The organism is Marinomonas profundimaris, from assembly GCF_000508165.1.
GTDB lineage: Bacteria > Pseudomonadota > Gammaproteobacteria > Pseudomonadales > Marinomonadaceae > Marinomonas > Marinomonas profundimaris.
Window position 1 is genome coordinate 88,108 of sequence record NZ_AYOZ01000060.1, and the last position, 16,976, is coordinate 105,083.

At 44.4% G+C, this 16,976-nt stretch carries 13 protein-coding genes; 5 read left to right on the forward strand and 8 right to left on the reverse strand.

From position 1 onward, the window contains the following. The first annotated feature begins 23 nt into the window (after nt 1-23). Nucleotides 24-2,018 (forward strand): DNA topoisomerase III, encoded by a 1,995-nt coding sequence (locus D104_RS34735; RefSeq protein WP_024025285.1) that lies wholly within the window; start codon nt 24-26, stop codon nt 2,016-2,018. A gap of 40 nt (nt 2,019-2,058) precedes the next feature. On the opposite strand, the gene D104_RS34740 is transcribed toward D104_RS34735, so the two are convergent. The 5 genes from D104_RS34740 to D104_RS34760 all read right to left on the reverse strand — a co-directional run bounded on the left by D104_RS34740 (nt 2,059) and on the right by D104_RS34760 (nt 7,817). Next, complete coding sequence (locus tag D104_RS34740; protein WP_024025286.1) at nt 2,059-2,679, reverse strand: LysE family translocator; 621 nt, start codon at nt 2,677-2,679, stop codon at nt 2,059-2,061. Nucleotides 2,680-2,800: 121 nt separating this feature from the next. Beyond that, nucleotides 2,801-3,583, reverse strand: coding sequence for a hypothetical protein (locus D104_RS34745; protein WP_024025287.1), 783 nt, complete (start codon nt 3,581-3,583; stop codon nt 2,801-2,803). An 84-nt stretch (nt 3,584-3,667) separates the two neighbouring features. Continuing rightward, a complete protein-coding gene (locus D104_RS34750) occupies nt 3,668-4,258 on the reverse strand; it encodes a hypothetical protein (protein WP_152531176.1) in 591 nt (196 codons plus the stop codon). 241 nt (nt 4,259-4,499) lie between these two features. Beyond that, nucleotides 4,500-6,074 carry an inorganic phosphate transporter gene (locus tag D104_RS34755; protein ID WP_024025289.1) on the reverse strand — a complete coding sequence of 525 codons (1,575 nt, stop codon included), beginning with the start codon at nt 6,072-6,074 and terminating at the stop codon, nt 4,500-4,502. A 360-nt stretch (nt 6,075-6,434) separates the two neighbouring features. After that, nucleotides 6,435-7,817, reverse strand: a complete 1,383-nt coding sequence (locus D104_RS34760; RefSeq protein ID WP_024025290.1) for an L-serine ammonia-lyase — start codon at nt 7,815-7,817, stop codon at nt 6,435-6,437. A 306-nt stretch (nt 7,818-8,123) separates the two neighbouring features. Between D104_RS34760 and D104_RS34765 the strand changes: the two genes are divergently transcribed. Continuing rightward, the gene (locus tag D104_RS34765) at nt 8,124-8,564 is read left to right on the forward strand and encodes a universal stress protein (RefSeq protein WP_024025291.1); all 441 of its coding nucleotides are present in this window, start codon (nt 8,124-8,126) and stop codon (nt 8,562-8,564) included. An 11-nt stretch (nt 8,565-8,575) separates the two neighbouring features. Next, on the forward strand, nt 8,576-10,132 hold the full coding sequence (locus tag D104_RS34770) for an alanine/glycine:cation symporter family protein (RefSeq protein WP_024025292.1): 1,557 nt from the start codon (nt 8,576-8,578) through the stop codon (nt 10,130-10,132). Nucleotides 10,133-10,272: 140 nt separating this feature from the next. Here D104_RS34770 and exaC read toward each other — a convergent pair whose 3' ends face one another. After that, complete coding sequence (gene exaC, locus D104_RS34775; protein ID WP_024025293.1) at nt 10,273-11,790, reverse strand: acetaldehyde dehydrogenase ExaC; 1,518 nt, start codon at nt 11,788-11,790, stop codon at nt 10,273-10,275. A gap of 241 nt (nt 11,791-12,031) precedes the next feature. On the opposite strand from exaC, the gene D104_RS34780 reads away from it, so the two are divergent. After that, nucleotides 12,032-12,955: a helix-turn-helix domain-containing protein gene (locus D104_RS34780; RefSeq protein WP_024025294.1), complete on the forward strand. Its 924-nt coding sequence runs from the start codon at nt 12,032-12,034 to the stop codon at nt 12,953-12,955. A gap of 11 nt (nt 12,956-12,966) precedes the next feature. On the opposite strand, the gene D104_RS34785 is transcribed toward D104_RS34780, so the two are convergent. Next, nucleotides 12,967-14,184, reverse strand: a complete 1,218-nt coding sequence (locus tag D104_RS34785; RefSeq protein WP_024025295.1) for an MFS transporter — start codon at nt 14,182-14,184, stop codon at nt 12,967-12,969. Nucleotides 14,185-14,519: 335 nt separating this feature from the next. Between D104_RS34785 and D104_RS34790 the strand changes: the two genes are divergently transcribed. Next, entirely contained in the window at nt 14,520-15,731 is a 1,212-nt protein-coding gene (locus D104_RS34790) for an MFS transporter (RefSeq protein ID WP_024025296.1), read from the forward strand. Between the two features lie 33 nt (nt 15,732-15,764). Here the strand turns inward: D104_RS34790 and D104_RS34795 are convergent, their stop codons facing one another. Next, on the reverse strand, nt 15,765-16,940 hold the full coding sequence (locus D104_RS34795; RefSeq protein ID WP_051997777.1) for an MFS transporter: 1,176 nt from the start codon (nt 16,938-16,940) through the stop codon (nt 15,765-15,767). Nucleotides 16,941-16,976 lie beyond the last annotated feature (36 nt).

The window sequence follows — 16,976 nt, forward strand, 5'->3', positions numbered from 1 at the left end:
ATATATAACCAGTAAGTGTATTTATGATTCTTTATATTGCAGAGAAACCCAGCCTTGCCCGTGCCATTGCAAGCGCACTTCCTACACCTCAGAAAAAAGAAGAAGGCTGCATTTGGCTTCCGAATGGCGATTGCATCAGTTGGTGTATCGGCCATTTACTAGAGCAAGCAGAACCGCATCAATACAATCCTGCTTTTAAAGCTTGGAACCTAGATCACTTACCCATTATTCCAACAGACTGGCAATGGCAAGAAAAAGCCAACACAAAAAAGCAACTGGGCGTTCTGAAAAAACTCATTAAAAAAGCCACTCACTTAGTCCATGCGGGTGATCCAGATCGTGAAGGACAACTATTGGTCGATGAGGTACTTCATTACACAAAAGTACCGGCACAAAAGCTCAAAACCACCCAACGTCTGTTAGTGAATGATTTAACCCCTTCTGCTATCAAAAAAGCACTCAATAATTTACGAGCGAACAGTGAGTTTTCTGCCCTATCCCGTTCTGCACTTGGTCGAGCGCGTGCCGATTGGTTATTTGGTTTAAATTTAACCCGAGCCTATACTATTAAAGGCCGACAAGCAGGCTATCAAGGCGTGTTATCGATAGGCCGAGTTCAAACCCCAGTATTAGGTCTGATTGCCGCTAGAGACAAAGAAAGAGAAGCTTTCATTGCGAAAGATTTTTATCAGGTATGGGCAACCGTTAAGACCGAGCAAGATATCGAATTTCAAGCCAAATGGTTGCCAAGCGAATCATGCCAACCTTATATGGATGAAGAAAATCGCGTACTAAGTTTGCCTCTCGCGCAAAATGTAGCCAAACGCATCACGAATAAACCAGCGGTTGTAATGAACGCCGATTACAAACAAAAGAAACAAACTGCGCCTTTACCTTACAGCTTATCTGCACTTCAAATTGATGCGGCAAAGGCCTTCTCTCTCTCTGCTCAGCAAGTTTTAGATATTTGCCAAACCCTGTATGAGCGACATCAGATGATCACCTACCCAAGGTCTGATTGTCGATATTTACCCACTCAACAACACAAAGATGCACCTACTATTATTACCGCGTTAACGCGTTCAGGCGGAGAAATTCAGCAAGGTGCAGAAAACGCAGACGCAACACGCAAAAGCAAAGCGTGGAATGACAAACAAGTTTCAGCTCACCATGCCATCATTCCCACGACACAAGCACACAAAGTAACCGCTCTAAATAAAACCGAAGCCTTAGTGTTTCACCTTATTGCTCGACAATATCTGATGCAGTTTTACCCAGAATACGACTACCTTTCATCGTACATTAGGTTAGAAATTGAAGGCGGCCACTTTGAAGCAAAGGGTAACACCCCTATTTCACTGGGTTGGAAAGCGCTTTTACCCGCAAAAGCAAAAAACGCCGAGCCGGATGAAGAAAGCCAAAACACGCTGCCAAAGTTAACCAAAGGGGAAAACTTATGGTGCACAAAAGGACAGGTCCAAGAAAAAATCACCACACCACCCGCGGCATTCACCGACGCCACCTTACTTGCCGCCATGACGGGCATTAGCCGATTTGTGACAAATAAAGACATTCGAGCCATTTTAAAAGAAACCGATGGTTTAGGAACCGAAGCCACGCGCGCCAGTATTATAGAGCTTCTCTTTAAGAGGAATTTTTTAGTTCGACAAGGGAAACAAATTCACGCTAGCCAGACAGGACGTGCATTTATTGATTGCCTGCCTTTACAGCTGGTGACACCGGATATGACCGCACAATGGGAATCAGCACTCAACGGGATTAGCCTTGGCGAAGCCAGCTACCAAGATTTCATGATCAACTTAGAAGAAAACCTAAATCAGCTATTGAGCGCCTCGCGCGAGATGCCTACCTCCGCTTTACAGAATTTACCAGCGCCAACAAAAAGCCCTTTCGCCAAACGAAAAAGCACCGCCAATAGAAAATCGACTGGCGCTCGAAAAAGCACTGGACTAAAAGCCGCCCCAAAAACAAAAAGACGCACAAAAGCGTCTTCTTAATAAATCCATTTTCACGAACTAATTCACTGATGCCTTTTACCTAACCAAGAGCAAGCCAAGCACCAACACCTATCATTAATGTCCCCGCAATACGGTTCATGATTCGTACATTACCACTTTTCATTAAAATGGATTTAAGGGTTCTTCCACCAGCGGCATAAATAATCAAGCAAGTCAGTTCAAGCGTCAGAATAATCGCAATAAGAACAATTAGCTGGCTCGCTAAAGGGCGGCTCGCGTCCAAAAAAGGCGGCAATAATGCAACAAAGAACGCCCAACCTTTTGGGTTCGCAATCGCGGTCACAAACCCTTGTGATATCAAATCTATTCGTGACGCTGGCTTGGTATTATCCGTGTCCATTTTAATCGCCATTTTGCCTTTTGAAAGCCACATCTGCAGACCAATAAAAGCCAGATAAGCCCCACCGACGTATTTCAAAACCATAAACACACTAGGATAATTTAATAACAAAGCCGCAACGCCGATAGCAGACAAGATAGCCACACTTGCCACACCAACTAGCTCACCCAACATCATCCATAGTGCACGCTTGACACCAATCGTCATGCCTAATGTCATGGCCAGTGTCATGCACATACCTGGCGTAATGGACACAAAAAAGAAGGTTGGTATGAAAGCAGAAAGCAATGCTAGGTTCACAAAGAGATCCTTATCAAAATGAAGTTAGATTAGATGTGAAAATCTCACGACTGGTGGGAAGTAGCAAGCAGAAGATACACACTAAAATTGAAAGTGCCAACTTTGAAACAAACTAAGAGTATTAAAAGCGTTTTTTACCTTGGAACGTCGAATCTTCGATGAATTTGCTCCACTCATCATCCAACTCACCTTCACCTTCGTTTTCCATACTCTTGCTAATTTCTTCTTCTGCTTTCTGCAAGGCAAGGTCGTCTTCAATTTCTTTCAGCAGGTCTTTCAGTTTTTGAATGGATGTTTGAGCCTCAGGCAAGTCTTTGATTGGCGTAAGCTGAGACAAGGCCTCTTTGTACATATCGACAGCGGTTTCCATCTGTCCGCTCAAAAAGGCTTTTCGAGCTAGATTAGCATGATAATCAGAACTGACTTTATAGTGATAAAAATTCATTAATTTACTGTATCGATGAACGACATCAGAATCGATGGATTTTTCTTTTTGAGCCGTGATTAAAAACGACTTAAAGGATTCAAATAAACGCTTTACTTCGACGATGAGCAATTCGTCATTCATCGGCTTAGCGCGTCTTTTCTGTTTACTCGTTTGAAATTCTGACATCTCTTCCGCCAAATGACCGCGACGACGAGCCTGTGTCGCATCCGGTTGAAGCGCGATTAACTGATCGTATATGGTAATCAAGCGCGCAAACAACCAAAGGCGCATATCTTTAGGCTGATATTGTGGTGGTATCTCATCAAGGTATCGACGCACTTGACGTAATTGGTTATTGAGCATTGCTACTTTTCGCAATTTCTCCAATCGTGCCTGCTCTTTTAGCTGCAGAAATATTGCAAAGGCAATAAATCCGCCGATAACGAGCAAAAGTACAGTGATGGTAACGGCTGTCATAAGATACGTAGTTTACCTAAATAAGGTTGAAATCAGAGTAACGTGTATTCTGCTTCCAAAGGACAATGTAATAAAACGAACAACTTACTTCAATTCGGATTCTGGCTTCTCTTTTTTTGCAAATAATACGTTTTCAACATCCTGTATTTTGTTTTTTAGCCGTGTCATTTCTCTTTTAGACTGAGTCACGGAGGCATTTTTTTCCATAATAGATAATGCAATACGATACTTTTCTAATGCCTGACCTTTCTTGTTGTTGTCCATATCCATGCCCGCTTGTTTAACAAGCAAATCACGATACGCCAAAGCATGAGCATATCGCGCCAATGCAATATGATGTCTTATTATCGCTCGGCTTGCGCCGTAATTCTCTGGAATATTTCGCACTTCTCTTAGTATGCATTGAAGCGCGCCATGAATTTGATCAAGCTGTTCTTGGTTCCCCACACGACCTTTAGAAAGTATATGCTGTTTGGATTTTAAGTCAGATAGCGTATGGTCAAGATAGGCTTTTTTTAAGACAAATGACGATTGATAATTAGCATTGGTAAGCTGACCAACAACATCCAGTAGATATTCGAAGAAAAATACTTTTGTCTCTACTGTTAAATAACGGTCAGAAACCATTTCTAATGAATACAGCAACCGCTCGCTACGCTTCGACAAACGTGACAACAGCTTCTCTTTTAGTATTCTTTGTTGCTTTCTCCATCGCAAAAAAGCAGGAAGCAGACAACAAATGAATAAAACAACCGCGACTAAGACCAACATGTTTATATTTACTACTTCTAAACAGTTATCTAACAATGACTTGCTTAAAAATAAGCCATCTACTTTTATATAACACTGACGAGTCTATGAAAACAAAAAAAGACCAGAAAATCTGATCTTTTTTGTTTTATTTTGAGAATGGCGTTTAGTGAGTCATGGAAAAGCCAAGCAACATATAAAATAACATGGCAGAAAGTAATGCTGATGCAGGCACTGTAATGATCCATGCTGCGGCAATTCGTAATAAAGCAGAACGTTTCACAAGTTCTTTCTTCGTCGCTTTTTTCAGGCCTTTACGCTCTGCTGATGAAATAGGGGAAGACGCTTGTGCGGCTTTCAGTTCTTTCAAAATTGCGCGTTTTTCTTCTACACCAGCCAACTTGAAACGTTTCACAAACTCTTGAGTTTGCTGACCATTATGACCTGCTGATTCAGAATGCGAGATGATCGACGCTAGTTTCTTCTCATAAGACTGTTTCAAATACTCACGCAAGAAACCCACCCCAAAGATACCGCCCACCGCAATATGCGTTGAACTAACAGGCAAACCAAGTTGCGATGCAATGATAACGGTAATCGCCGCGGCCATAGCAACACAAAATGCTCTGGTTTTATCCAGCTCAGTAATTTCAGAGCCAACCGTTTTAATCAATTTTGGACCAAACAAAGCAAGACCAACCGCAATACCAACACCACCAATAATCATGATCCAAAGCGGAATAGCGGCTTTACTAGACACTGCGCCAGTCATTAAGGCATCGTTAATTGCCGCTAAAGGCCCAATCGCATTGGCGACATCGTTTGCACCATGAGCAAAACTCAATAAGGCAGCAGAAACGATCAAAGGAATAGTAAACAAGCTGTTTACGGCATCCTTATCATTTTTCAACGTCGCGGCCGCTTTATCAACAATCGGGCGAACTATAAAGTACACGGTCAACGCAATTGCAAAACCGATCATACCCGCTGTCACAATATCCAACTTCCAAAGCTGCTTAAGGCCTTTCAGGATAAGGTAGGTCGAAAACGCCCATACCATCAAACCAACCAAAAGTGGCACGGCTTTTTTAGCGGCCTCAATCATATCGTTTTTATAGGTTACAGCTCGCTTAATATAAATAAGGAACAATGCGGCGATTACGCCACCTAACACAGGAGAAATCACCCAGCTTGCCACGATCGCAGTCAGTTTATCCCAATTAGCGATATCCCAACCACCAGCCGCAATACCTGCGCCCAACACACCACCAACAATCGAGTGCGTCGTTGAAACCGGTGCGCCTAAATAAGTCGCTAAATTAAGCCAAATAGCGCCAGCCAGCAAAGCAGCCATCATGACCCAAATAAATGTCTCTGCATCCGCAATCGCGTTTGGATTGATAATGCCTTTTTTGATTGTACCAACAACAGTACCACCAGCGATTAAAGCACCTGCTGCTTCAAATATCGCTGCGATCAAAATCGCGCCCGTCATAGACAGTGCTTTTGATCCTACCGCTGGACCTACGTTATTGGCCACATCATTGGCACCAATATTAACGGCCATGTAAGCACCAATTGCCGCAGCAATGGCTAAAATGGAGAGGTTAGAAACCCCCATGCCATTTTGTGAAGCATAAAAACCAGCTGCTAAAACAAAGGCTAATGCGATTAATACACGAACAAACTCGTGACCACTAAATAAAGTGGATTCTTCTTTCGGGTTATTTGTAAGATCCATACGGGCTCTTCTTTACTATTATTAATCTATACCAAACCGTTGTTAATTTGCGAAATGCAACCCCAACAACGCCATGCCGATCCTAGCATCTCAAATCAATTTGGCTCTCAATTCATCCCGTTACATTTTTATGAAATGTAAATTTCGCGTCATTCTACACTGGGAATCTACAGATAAAAACCCCTATGCTTATGGATGCTCGCAACCTAAATAAAGGACAAAAAAAAGTGCCCTAAAAGGCACTGATTGAAAATATACTACAGAAATATGACAGTTTTGTTACGTTTGTAATATTTGTAGATAACGCTTAATAGAAAGAACTAAACTATGAAATGAATTGAATGAAGCAAAATACCTCACTTAACATTCAATCACATTGACTGCCAAACCACCTCGAGACGTCTCTTTGTACTTATCATTCATGTCTCTGCCAGTATCATGCATCGTGCGGATTACCTTATCCAACGAGACATAATGCGTTCCATCACCCCGAAGCGCCATGCTTGCTGAGTTAATCGCTTTCATAGACGCCATGGCATTTCGTTCAATACAAGGGACTTGAACCAAGCCCCCAATCGGGTCACACGTTAAGCCTAAATTGTGCTCCATACCAATTTCTGCGGCGTTTTCTATCTGCTCTGGCGTACCGCCTGTTGCAGCAGCCAAACCGGCAGCGGCCATTGCACAAGCAGAACCGACTTCTCCCTGACAACCCACTTCAGCACCAGAAATAGACGCATTTTCTTTGAACAGTAAACCAATCGCAGCGGCAGTAAGGAAAAAATCAACAATGCCGTCTTCGCTGGAGCGAGGACAGAAATCCCAGTAATAATGAAGTACCGCAGGAATAATGCCTGCCGCACCGTTAGTCGGAGCGGTCACGACGCGGCCACCCGCGGCATTTTCTTCATTTACCGCCAACGCATAAAGGTTCACCCAATCCATTGCGCCTAATGATGGCGTGATCATATCCATACGCGTTTTACTGGTTAAATCACGATGCAAACTGGCTGCTCTTCGTTTTACTTTCAAACCACCGGGTAAAATACCTTCGTTCTGTATTCCTTGTTTCACACACGCTTTCATCACAGACCAGATAGACAAAATGCCTAGTCTTATCTCGTCTTCTGAACGCCACGTTTTTTCATTTTCCATCATGATTTGTGCAATGGACATATTGGCATCACGACACAATTTAACAAGCGTTTCTGCACTGTGAAACACATAAGGAAGCACTGTCGTATCTTCGACTAAAGCCACCTGTCCGTGTTCATCTTCCTCGACAATAAAACCACCGCCGACCGAATAAAACGTGGCTTGATGAAGAATGTGTCCATCCGCATCAAACGCCACCAGCACCATGCCATTTGCATGAAAATCAAGACGATCGATACGGTGATAAATAAGATCTGCCGTCATATCCATCGAGATACGCTGTAAACAAAGTACGTTTATCTGCGACGACGCTTCAATCTGCTCAACTCGTTCATTAACAAGGCTAGGGTCAATGATGTCTGGTAATTCACCTTCCAACCCCATTAACACAGCAGTACCAGTACCATGCCCTTTCCCTGTCGCACCCAGTGAGCCGTACAAGTCCACTTTCAAACGCGTCACTTTTGGTAATAAATCTCGATCTTGTAATTGATGAGCAAACTGATTCGCTGCCACCATAGGGCCAACAGTGTGAGAGCTGGACGGCCCAATCCCCACTTTAAAAAGATCAAATAAACTGATTGCCATAACCTTTCCTCTGCCGCCAGATCATCGTCCGGACAACGCTAAAATACAAAATACGAACACAATAACAAGTGAAATTATCACTTAAGAGATAAAGTTTCCAATTGGAAACAACGTTTTTTGCGCTTATTTTAATGTTTGCTCGGATTCAGGTCTTTTTTTGACGCTATAAGGCTATTTTTCAAACAAATCACCCCAAAAACACCCAACCATCCGTTTTACGTCCGCTTCTTATGAATAAAAATGGCACATCTATAAATAAGACCTACCTTTAAAGATTAGCCCATCAAATAAAAGAGGATTTTTTATATGTCAGCTACAATTATTGTCGGTGTCGATGGAAGTGAGGCAGGTAATCGAGCCTTATCTTATGCAAAGCGGCTCGCAACACTGATAGGAAGTGAATGCGAGCTCCAACTTATTTGTGTGGTGGAATGGTCACCCTACACATTTCAAACAACCGAAGAAAACGCCCTCCGCAAAAAACAAAAACACATTGAAACCCAAAATGCCCAAGAGAGAGTCATTAACCCCGCACTCGATTCCCTTAAGGAAGAAGGCATTAAAGCCTCAGGCACCGTCAAGTTTGGCAAAGCCGCCACCATTCTTAATAACATCGCCGTCGAAAGTAATGCTGAACAAATCGTCGTTGCTCGCTCTACGGAACAAGGTTTAAGCGCAAGAGTCTTTGGTAGCGTGACCGCCAGTTTGGTTATGAGTGCTAATGTCCCTGTTACCGTCGTCAGCTGAGGAGCGTCATCATGAAACGATTTACTTATCTATTTAGCGCTATTACCGCGCTTGCTTTGTTCAGCTTGAGCACCTCTGCTCAAGCTGCAGAAGGCATTGACGCGGTGGTAAATGAAATTTTTGGTAATGCAACTGGCTGGTTTGTGAGTCTCATCTTCGCTCCACTTCCCGGTACGAACTTTCCATGGATCGTTCTCTGGTTGGTAACTGGTGCCTCTGTGTTTACCTTGTATTTTGGCTTTATTCAATTTCGCAGCATTGGTCATTCCATTGCGTTGGTCAAAGGGGATTACTCAGACCCAAACGACGCGGGGGAAGTGAGTCATTTCCAAGCGCTGGCTACCGCACTCTCCGGTACTGTTGGCCTTGGTAACATCGCAGGTGTTGCTGTCGCCGTTTCCATTGGTGGTCCTGGCGCCACATTCTGGATGATCTTGGCTGGTTTAATGGGCATGGCATCGAAATTCACCGAATGTACCTTAGGGGTTAAATACCGCAATGAATACAAAGATGGCAGCGTGTCAGGCGGCCCGATGTATTACATTTCGAAAGGTTTTGCTGAACGCGGCATTCCTGGCGGTAAACTTCTGGCGGGTCTATTCGCTGTGTTTTGTATTTTAGGTGCGCTTGGTGGCGGCAATATGTTCCAAGCAAACCAAGCCCACGCTCAAATCACTCAAGTAGTGGGTAATTATCCAGGTTGGATTACCGGTATCATTTTTGCTGCCTTGGTGTTTGTTGTGATTGTTGGCGGCATCAAATCCATTGCTCGAGTGACCGATAAAATTGTTCCTCTTATGGGGATTTTATACGTTGGCGCGGCGGTGGTTATCTTACTGGTTAATGCAGACAAGATTGGCTGGGCATTTGGTCAAATTTTTGAAGGTGCTTTTACAGGGCTTGGTGTGGCTGGTGGTTTAGTCGGTGCGCTGATTCAGGGTTTCAAACGCGCCGCATTCTCCAACGAAGCCGGTGTCGGTTCGGCGGCCATTGCTCACTCTGCAGTACAAACCAATGAACCCATCACCGAAGGTTATGTCTCACTACTGGAACCTTTTATCGATACCGTGGTGATTTGTACCATGACCGCGTTGGTAATCATCATTACAGGGCAACTTATGCAAGACCCCGCAACGGGACTGTATATTTTGAACGAATCCGGCTCAATTATGACGGCAGATGGTTCTTCTGGCGTAGCACTAACGTCTGCAGCATTTGGATCGGCGTTTAGTTGGTTCCCTATTTTGCTTGCCGTTGCGGTGATCATGTTTGCCTTTTCCACCATGATCAGTTGGTCTTATTATGGTTTAAAGGCATGGACGTATTTGTTTGGCGAAAGTGAGAAAGCAGAATTGACGTTTAAAATTATATTTTGTGTCTTTGTCGTCATTGGTGCCGCCGCGAACCTTGGCCCTGTTATCGACTTCTCTGACGCGGCGATTTTTGCCATGGCGGTTGCGAACATCATTGGTTTGTATTTCTTAATGCCTATTGTCAAAAAAGAACTATTGTCTTATCAAAAACGTCTAAAATCGGGTGAAATCATTAAGTTCAAAGATCGTCATTAATTCACTCGATCCATTACATTAGTAAAGCTTTAGACTAAAAAATCCCCACCGACAGTTGTGTCGATGGGGATTTTTTATTTTTCCATCAGTGATCTTTCATTCTGCTACCCAATACTCTATTTAGTATTGGGTAAAACAGATTAGAAGAAGCCGAGCGGATTCACATCGTAGCTGACCAACATGTTCTTCGTTTGTTGATAATGCTCTAACGCTATTTTATGCGTCTCACGACCAACACCCGATTTTTTATAACCGCCAAACGCAGAATGAGCAGGATACTGGTGATAACAGTTCATCCATACGCGACCCGCTTCTAGGTTACGCCCCATGCGATAAGCAAGGTTTGTGTCTCGAGTCCACACACCCGCACCAAGGCCAAACTCGCTGTCATTGGCAATCGCCAACGCTTCAGCTTCGTCTTTGAACGTGGTCACACTGACGACAGGACCAAATATTTCTTCTTGGAAAATACGCATCTCATTCGACCCTTTGAACAAGGTCGGTTGAACATAAAAACCTTCATCCAAACCATCAATCGATTCAATGCCACCACCAATGAGCAATTCGGCGCCTTCGTTTTTGCCGATATCGATGTAGCTTAGTATTTTTTCATATTGCTGTTTCGATGCCTGAGCACCAACTTGCACGTCAGTATCCAGTGGGTTACCACGCTTAATCATTTTGGTTCGCTCAATCACCAACGCCATGAATTCGTCATAGATGGATTCATGAACCAAGGCTCGTGAAGGACAAGTACAGACTTCCCCTTGATTAAAGAACGCCAGCACCAAGCCTTCTACGCACTTACTGACAAATTCTTTTTCGTGCTTCATGACATCGGCAAAATAGATGTTTGGCGATTTACCGCCCAACTCAACCGTAGACGGAATAATATTTTCCGCCGCGCATTTTAGAATGTGTGAGCCAACCGGCGTTGAACCGGTAAAAGCAATTTTTGCAATACGCTTACTGGTTGCCAATGCTTCTCCGGCTTCTTTACCATAACCATTCACAATATTCAGCACACCAGGTGGCAATAAATCTTGGATGACTTTAATCAATTCCAGAATGGAGGCAGGCGTTTGCTCAGCGGGTTTTAATACTACACAGTTACCTGCCGCTAACGCTGGCGCCAGTTTCCATGCCGCCATTAAGATTGGAAAGTTCCAAGGAATGATTTGACCAACCACCCCCAGTGGCTCATGAAAATGGTACGCGACCGTGTGTTCGTCCAGCTCAGCCGTGCTGCCTTCTTGCGCTCGTAAGCAACCAGCAAAATATCGAAAGTGATCTGCCGCCAAAGGAATGTCGGCATTTAAGGTTTCTCGCACCGCTTTGCCGTTGTCCCATGTTTCTGCCACCGCTAGGGCTTCTAAATTTTGCTCGATTCTATCGGCAATTTTTAACAGGATATTGGAACGGTTGGTCACGGATGTTTTGCCCCATGCCACACGAGCGGCATGCGCGGCATCCAGCGCTAAATTAATGTCTTCTTCTGTTGAACGAGGAATGCGGCAAAATACTTTGCCATTGACAGGACTAATATTATCAAAGTATTGACCTTTAACCGGTGCCACCCATTCGCCACCGATAAAGTTACCGTACTCAGCGTCAAATGTAACAAGGCTACCATTCGTACCAGGTTGGGCGTAGATCATAAATTGTCTCCATTATTGTTGTTTTTATGTCAGGTCTTAACCTTAGTTCTAACCTCGAACCTAAGAGTAGAAACAATGTGAGAAGAAAACTTGCCTGTCAGTCCATGAAACTTGTCCGGTGATCCATTTCTATTCTCAGCGGGGTATTGACCCAAAAAGGTTCAAGAGTGATGATGAGGGTCAGGACAATGCACCACGCTGTACAATTAAAATAAAAAATCAAGATAAAAGAGGTGTGTAAATGAACCGCTCTGCCTCCACTGAAAAAACATTGCTTGAGCAAAAACGCTCGCCTACCCAACTGGTGGAAAACCGTGTCTGCTTTGCGGGTCCGCACTCGGAACTCAGTATTTACGATACCTATGAACAGGCCAAAAAAGTCAGCTTAAAAGCCGACTCTCTGCTGTATTGCGGTATGGTGACGGGCGCCAAAGTCATGCACACCAAAGAACACAACAACATTCCATTCCTGCCTCACGAGTCGTTTATTCTCGCGCCGGATGAAGAAGTATTTATCGATTTCCCCGAAGCCCAGCACAACCGCCCGACCACGTGTTTAACCATCGCTATCTCAAAAGAAAGGGTCGCACAAATTTGTGACCGCATGAATGACATCATGATCAAAGCGTTGCCTTCAAACGTGACCCTGGATCCAAGCCAACACCTTCATACTTTGCACACACAAGCCACTCAACAATTGCTTGACCGACTGACCAGCGAATTTGTACAAAATGATCCTGATCGAGATTTATTGGTCGATTTTGGCGTCAGTGAATTGGTCACACGAATACTCAGACACCATGGCCGAGACGCACTGTTGCGATTCAGCCAAGACACACCGGATGCAAGTGGTTTAACGTCTGTCATTCATTGGATTGAACAGCATCTGGCTCTGCCATTGGACATTAACCTTCTGGCAAAAACGGCGTGCATGAGTCGCAGTCGTTTTTATGAGAGCTTTAAGCGCCAATTAGGCTGTACGCCAGTGGAATATCAACATCAACGCAGGATGAGCCGAGCTTATCAGCGTTTGCAAGAAAAGTGCTCGGTCACCGAAGTGAGTTATGAATTAGGCTATCTGAGCCTGAGTCACTTCAGTCGACGCTTCCACCAGCATTTTGGTATTTCGCCGCGACAAGTGACTCAAGCTAAACTCAATTCTTAAGAGAAGAAACGTTAGAAGACGTGCGTTAATTTCGATTTACAGTAAACAAAAACACCCAACATAAAGACAAGGGCTAACGTTAACCCTAGGAAAGGCACCAATTGCCCGAGCTGATACAAAGAAGCCAGCGTCACCGGACCTAATGCAGCGCCAAGTCCTTGCATAGACGCATTCATACTGGCCAAACGACTTTGCTGATCGTCTTTTACCAACAACGTTTGCGCCGTGACGATACCAGGAAATAAGAACCCAAAACCCGCCCCAAACAACCCCATGGCGAACAAAACGCCCACATAAGAATCCAAGAAGATAAAAGCGAGTTGAGCCAGCACGCCCATGCCAACACCCGAGAAAATCAAGGTAACCACACCCAATTGAAATCTAGGCACAAGGATCATTTGCACCAAAATACTGAAGCAAGACATCGTCATCATGGCAAACCCCAGCTGATGGGTTGTTTGCGCTACATCCAGCTGGAATCTATCTTGAATTAAAAAGCCCATAATTTGTTGAACACCCGTGACCGATAAGATCGCCAACGTCGACATGCCCAAAAATGGCATCACCGGTTCTTTCAGCCAATTGATTGCAGGAGGCTTCTCGAATTGACGAACGTGTTTTTTGTCTTTAACAAACAACACAACAAGCAACGCCGCACAGCCTGCTAAAAAAGCAATAATATAAAACGGCGCGGTGAGCCCTAAACTGCTCAATAACGACGCAAACGCTGGCCCTAAAATCATACCAATACTAAAAGAAGCGCCAATCATCGCTATGGTTGAACTGCGATGTTTTATATCCGTATGCGCAATCAAATACGTCTGAATAGAAGGCAACACACCCGCTAGACCAAGCGAGAAGACAATACGCAACGCAAACACCAGATAATAGGTTTGCTCAGCGGACAAGTGCTTTGCCAAGGCTTCCTGTAGAACAAACCCCGTCATGGCGATTGTCACCGCGTAGCAGCTCATACCAATAATCACAGAACGCACGCGACCAATACGATTGATAATACCGCCCCAAAGAAAAGCGGCAACAACAAACGTGGCAGCGCCCACAGTAATAAGTGTACTGATGCGTACGTCCGCCAAACCAATCTCACGACCAATCGGCGGCAAAGACGTAAAAATAAAAGATTGGCCTATACCCACGGCAACTAAGCAAAACAGCAGCAACCAGCGAGACAAGCGTTCATGGAATGATGAATAAGTATCTGAGTTTATCAATGTGTAGATCCTTGACCTTCAATATGCAGTTCTGTCTGCCACATAGCAGAACCTTTCAAGCAAACCTGCGATACAGATTCACCAATGAAAAGAGGGCTATTTATCGTCCTGATAAATGATGAGGATAAACTAACACAATCTTTGCATGCTTTCTGATTCTGTGTGATTCAAATTCGCCCATTCAAAGCCAAAACCCATCGTCACAGAAAACATCCACAATTTTTAAACATTTGGCTATATTCTAATGCGTTGAATAACGACACAACGCACTGAAAATACATTAGTATTTTGCGCCTATCCTTTTTGAAATAAAAACAACCGTATCGCAGGAAGCCATGCAGCCACTTTTCAAACACCCTAATTTCGTTCACTTCTGGATTGGGCAAATAGCGTCATCGTTTGCATTTCAAATGTTGAGTGTCGGCATTGGCTGGCAAATGTACGATTTAACCAACAGCCCGATGGCATTAGGTTTGGTCGGTTTGTGTCAATTTTTACCGCAATTGTTATTAACCTTAGTCGTAGGGCATGTTGCAGATCGCTACAATCGCCGTCTCATTTGCATCTGCACTCGCTTCACCATGGCGGCGACCGTTGGTATTCTCGCTTATGGCAATATGACGGCGAGCATTTCCGCCAATATGATTTACCTCTGTGCGGCCTTGTTAGGCACCGCGAGGGCATTTGAAATGCCAGCCAACCAAGCCATATTGCCCAACCTTATTCCCAGCGAACTATTGTCTCGCGCCGTCAGCGCGATTGCCTCAGCACGAGAAATTTCGGTTATCGCCGGCCCTGCTCTTGGCGGCTTAATTTATCTTTTAGGCCCCTCAATATTGTATCTATCCAGTATGAGTTGCTTCTTAGTGTCCTGTGGCATTCTGCTGTTTTTACGTTATAACTTTACCGTTAAGACAAAATCGCCGATTAGCATCGAGCATTTATTCGGCGGATTAACCTTTATTCGAGGCAACAAAGTCATACTCGGTTCAGTTTCATTGGACATGTTTGCGGTTTTATTGGGCGGCGCCACCGCACTATTACCGATTGTGGCAAAAGACATTCTTCAAACCGGACCCTGGGGATTAGGATTATTACGTTGTGCGCCTGCGCTCGGCGCCTTGCTAATGTCCATCTATTTAGCCCGTCACCCTTTAACCCACAGTGTTGGCAAAATCATGTTTATGGCGGTCGCTGTATTTGGTGTAGCGACCATTCTATTCGGTTTATCCGACAGCCTTATTTTATCCATGTTCGCGCTAATTTTACTCGGGTCATCAGACATGATCAGCGTCGTGATTCGCTCTACGCTTGTGCAATTGGAAACACCCGACGAAATGCGCGGACGCGTCAGTGCCGCCAATTCCGTCTTTATTGGCAGCTCGAATCAATTGGGGGAGTTTGAATCTGGCGTGACCGCCGCTTGGTTTGGCGTGGTTCCAGCGATTGTCATTGGCGGAGTTGGAACCATTGCCGTGGTGGGTATTTGGATGTATTTATTTCCGACACTATTGCACAAACAAACATTGGATAAAGAACACGATTAACTCGTGAATTAAAAATAGATCGAAACACTCGATCTATTTTGCTCGCGTTAAAATAAGTTGAAAAAGACCAAATAACAAAATCGCGTACAATAAAAAGGTGAGACTCAATGAGGTCAAACCATAATGTCCACCGACCAAACCACTTAAAAATGGTAACGTCATGGCGCCTGTCACCGCCGCACTCATTTGAAAACCCACCGCGTGCGCCGAGTATTTTTTACCAACACGCGTCGCCGTTTGAGAAATCATACAAGGAAAAATGGGCGCAGAACAAAAGCCCATGAGTGCCAAACCAAAATAACTGGCATAAGGCGTTACACTGGTCGTAAAGAACAGCGCGCCGAGAACAACACCCGCCAAGCAAAGACGCAATAATTGATCAACAGAAAAGCGCTCAACCAAGAACCCAAACACCGCACGACCGAACGCCAACATTCCCCAATACACAGCGACCCACGTTCCCGCACTGGCCAATGAGATACCGCGAGATTCTGTCATCACCGTAAACGCCCATTGTCCGACCCCAACTTCCACGCCTGAATATAAGAAAAAGAACAATATTTGAAATCGAATAACAGGATGTTTGAGGGCTTGACGTTGAGAAACGATTGTCGTGTCTTCGAGATGCTCTGCTGGTTTTTTCGGTGCGTGTTTATCGCTTTCCCATAAGTGTCGGCTAAACAAAAACACCATTGCCATCACAAACAGGATGACGGCGAGAACCACATAACCTAAACGCCAGTTTTGGGAGAAGCTTACCAATACGGTGGTGACAATAATGGGGCCCGCGGTCGCACCAACACCAAACGCCGCGTGCAGCCAATTCATATGTTTCGTCGAAAAGTGTTCAGCAGCGTACGCATTCAATCCAGCGTCTATCGCACCAGATCCCATACCAATGACGATGGCAAACAAAACAAACACAATAAAGCTGGCGCTGAAATAAAAGCCGAATAGACCGAGGCTGACTAAAAGGCTACTGACCACCAAAAGCCAACCAACACCAAAACGAGATAACAGATAACCGACCGAAAAGCTCGACATCAAATAACCGATTCCGCCGCCCGCGATAACCAAGCCTAACCAGCCAGTTGGAACAGCAAACTCTGTACGAACAAACGGCCAATTAATACCATGAGCGGCATCGGGCAAGCCCAAACTAATGAACCCTAAATAGGCAATAAATAGCAACACGCCTGATGTACGCACTCTCATATCCTTATTCATGTTTTTTTATTATTTGAG

Excerpts from the sequence above, each read along its gene's own strand:
- D104_RS34755 (WP_024025289.1), bottom strand. The coding sequence starts at position 6,074 with ATGGATCTTACAAATAACCCGAAAGAAGAATCCACTTTATTTAGTGGT.
- D104_RS34745 (WP_024025287.1), bottom strand. The coding sequence starts at position 3,583 with ATGACAGCCGTTACCATCACTGTACTTTTGCTCGTTATCGGCGGATTT.
- D104_RS34760 (WP_024025290.1), bottom strand. The coding sequence starts at position 7,817 with ATGGCAATCAGTTTATTTGATCTTTTTAAAGTGGGGATTGGGCCGTCC.
- D104_RS34765 (WP_024025291.1), top strand. The coding sequence starts at position 8,124 with ATGTCAGCTACAATTATTGTCGGTGTCGATGGAAGTGAGGCAGGTAAT.
- exaC (WP_024025293.1), bottom strand. The coding sequence starts at position 11,790 with ATGATCTACGCCCAACCTGGTACGAATGGTAGCCTTGTTACATTTGAC.
- D104_RS34735 (WP_024025285.1), top strand. The coding sequence starts at position 24 with ATGATTCTTTATATTGCAGAGAAACCCAGCCTTGCCCGTGCCATTGCA.
- D104_RS34790 (WP_024025296.1), top strand. The coding sequence starts at position 14,520 with ATGCAGCCACTTTTCAAACACCCTAATTTCGTTCACTTCTGGATTGGG.
- D104_RS34770 (WP_024025292.1), top strand. The coding sequence starts at position 8,576 with ATGAAACGATTTACTTATCTATTTAGCGCTATTACCGCGCTTGCTTTG.
- D104_RS34780 (WP_024025294.1), top strand. The coding sequence starts at position 12,032 with ATGAACCGCTCTGCCTCCACTGAAAAAACATTGCTTGAGCAAAAACGC.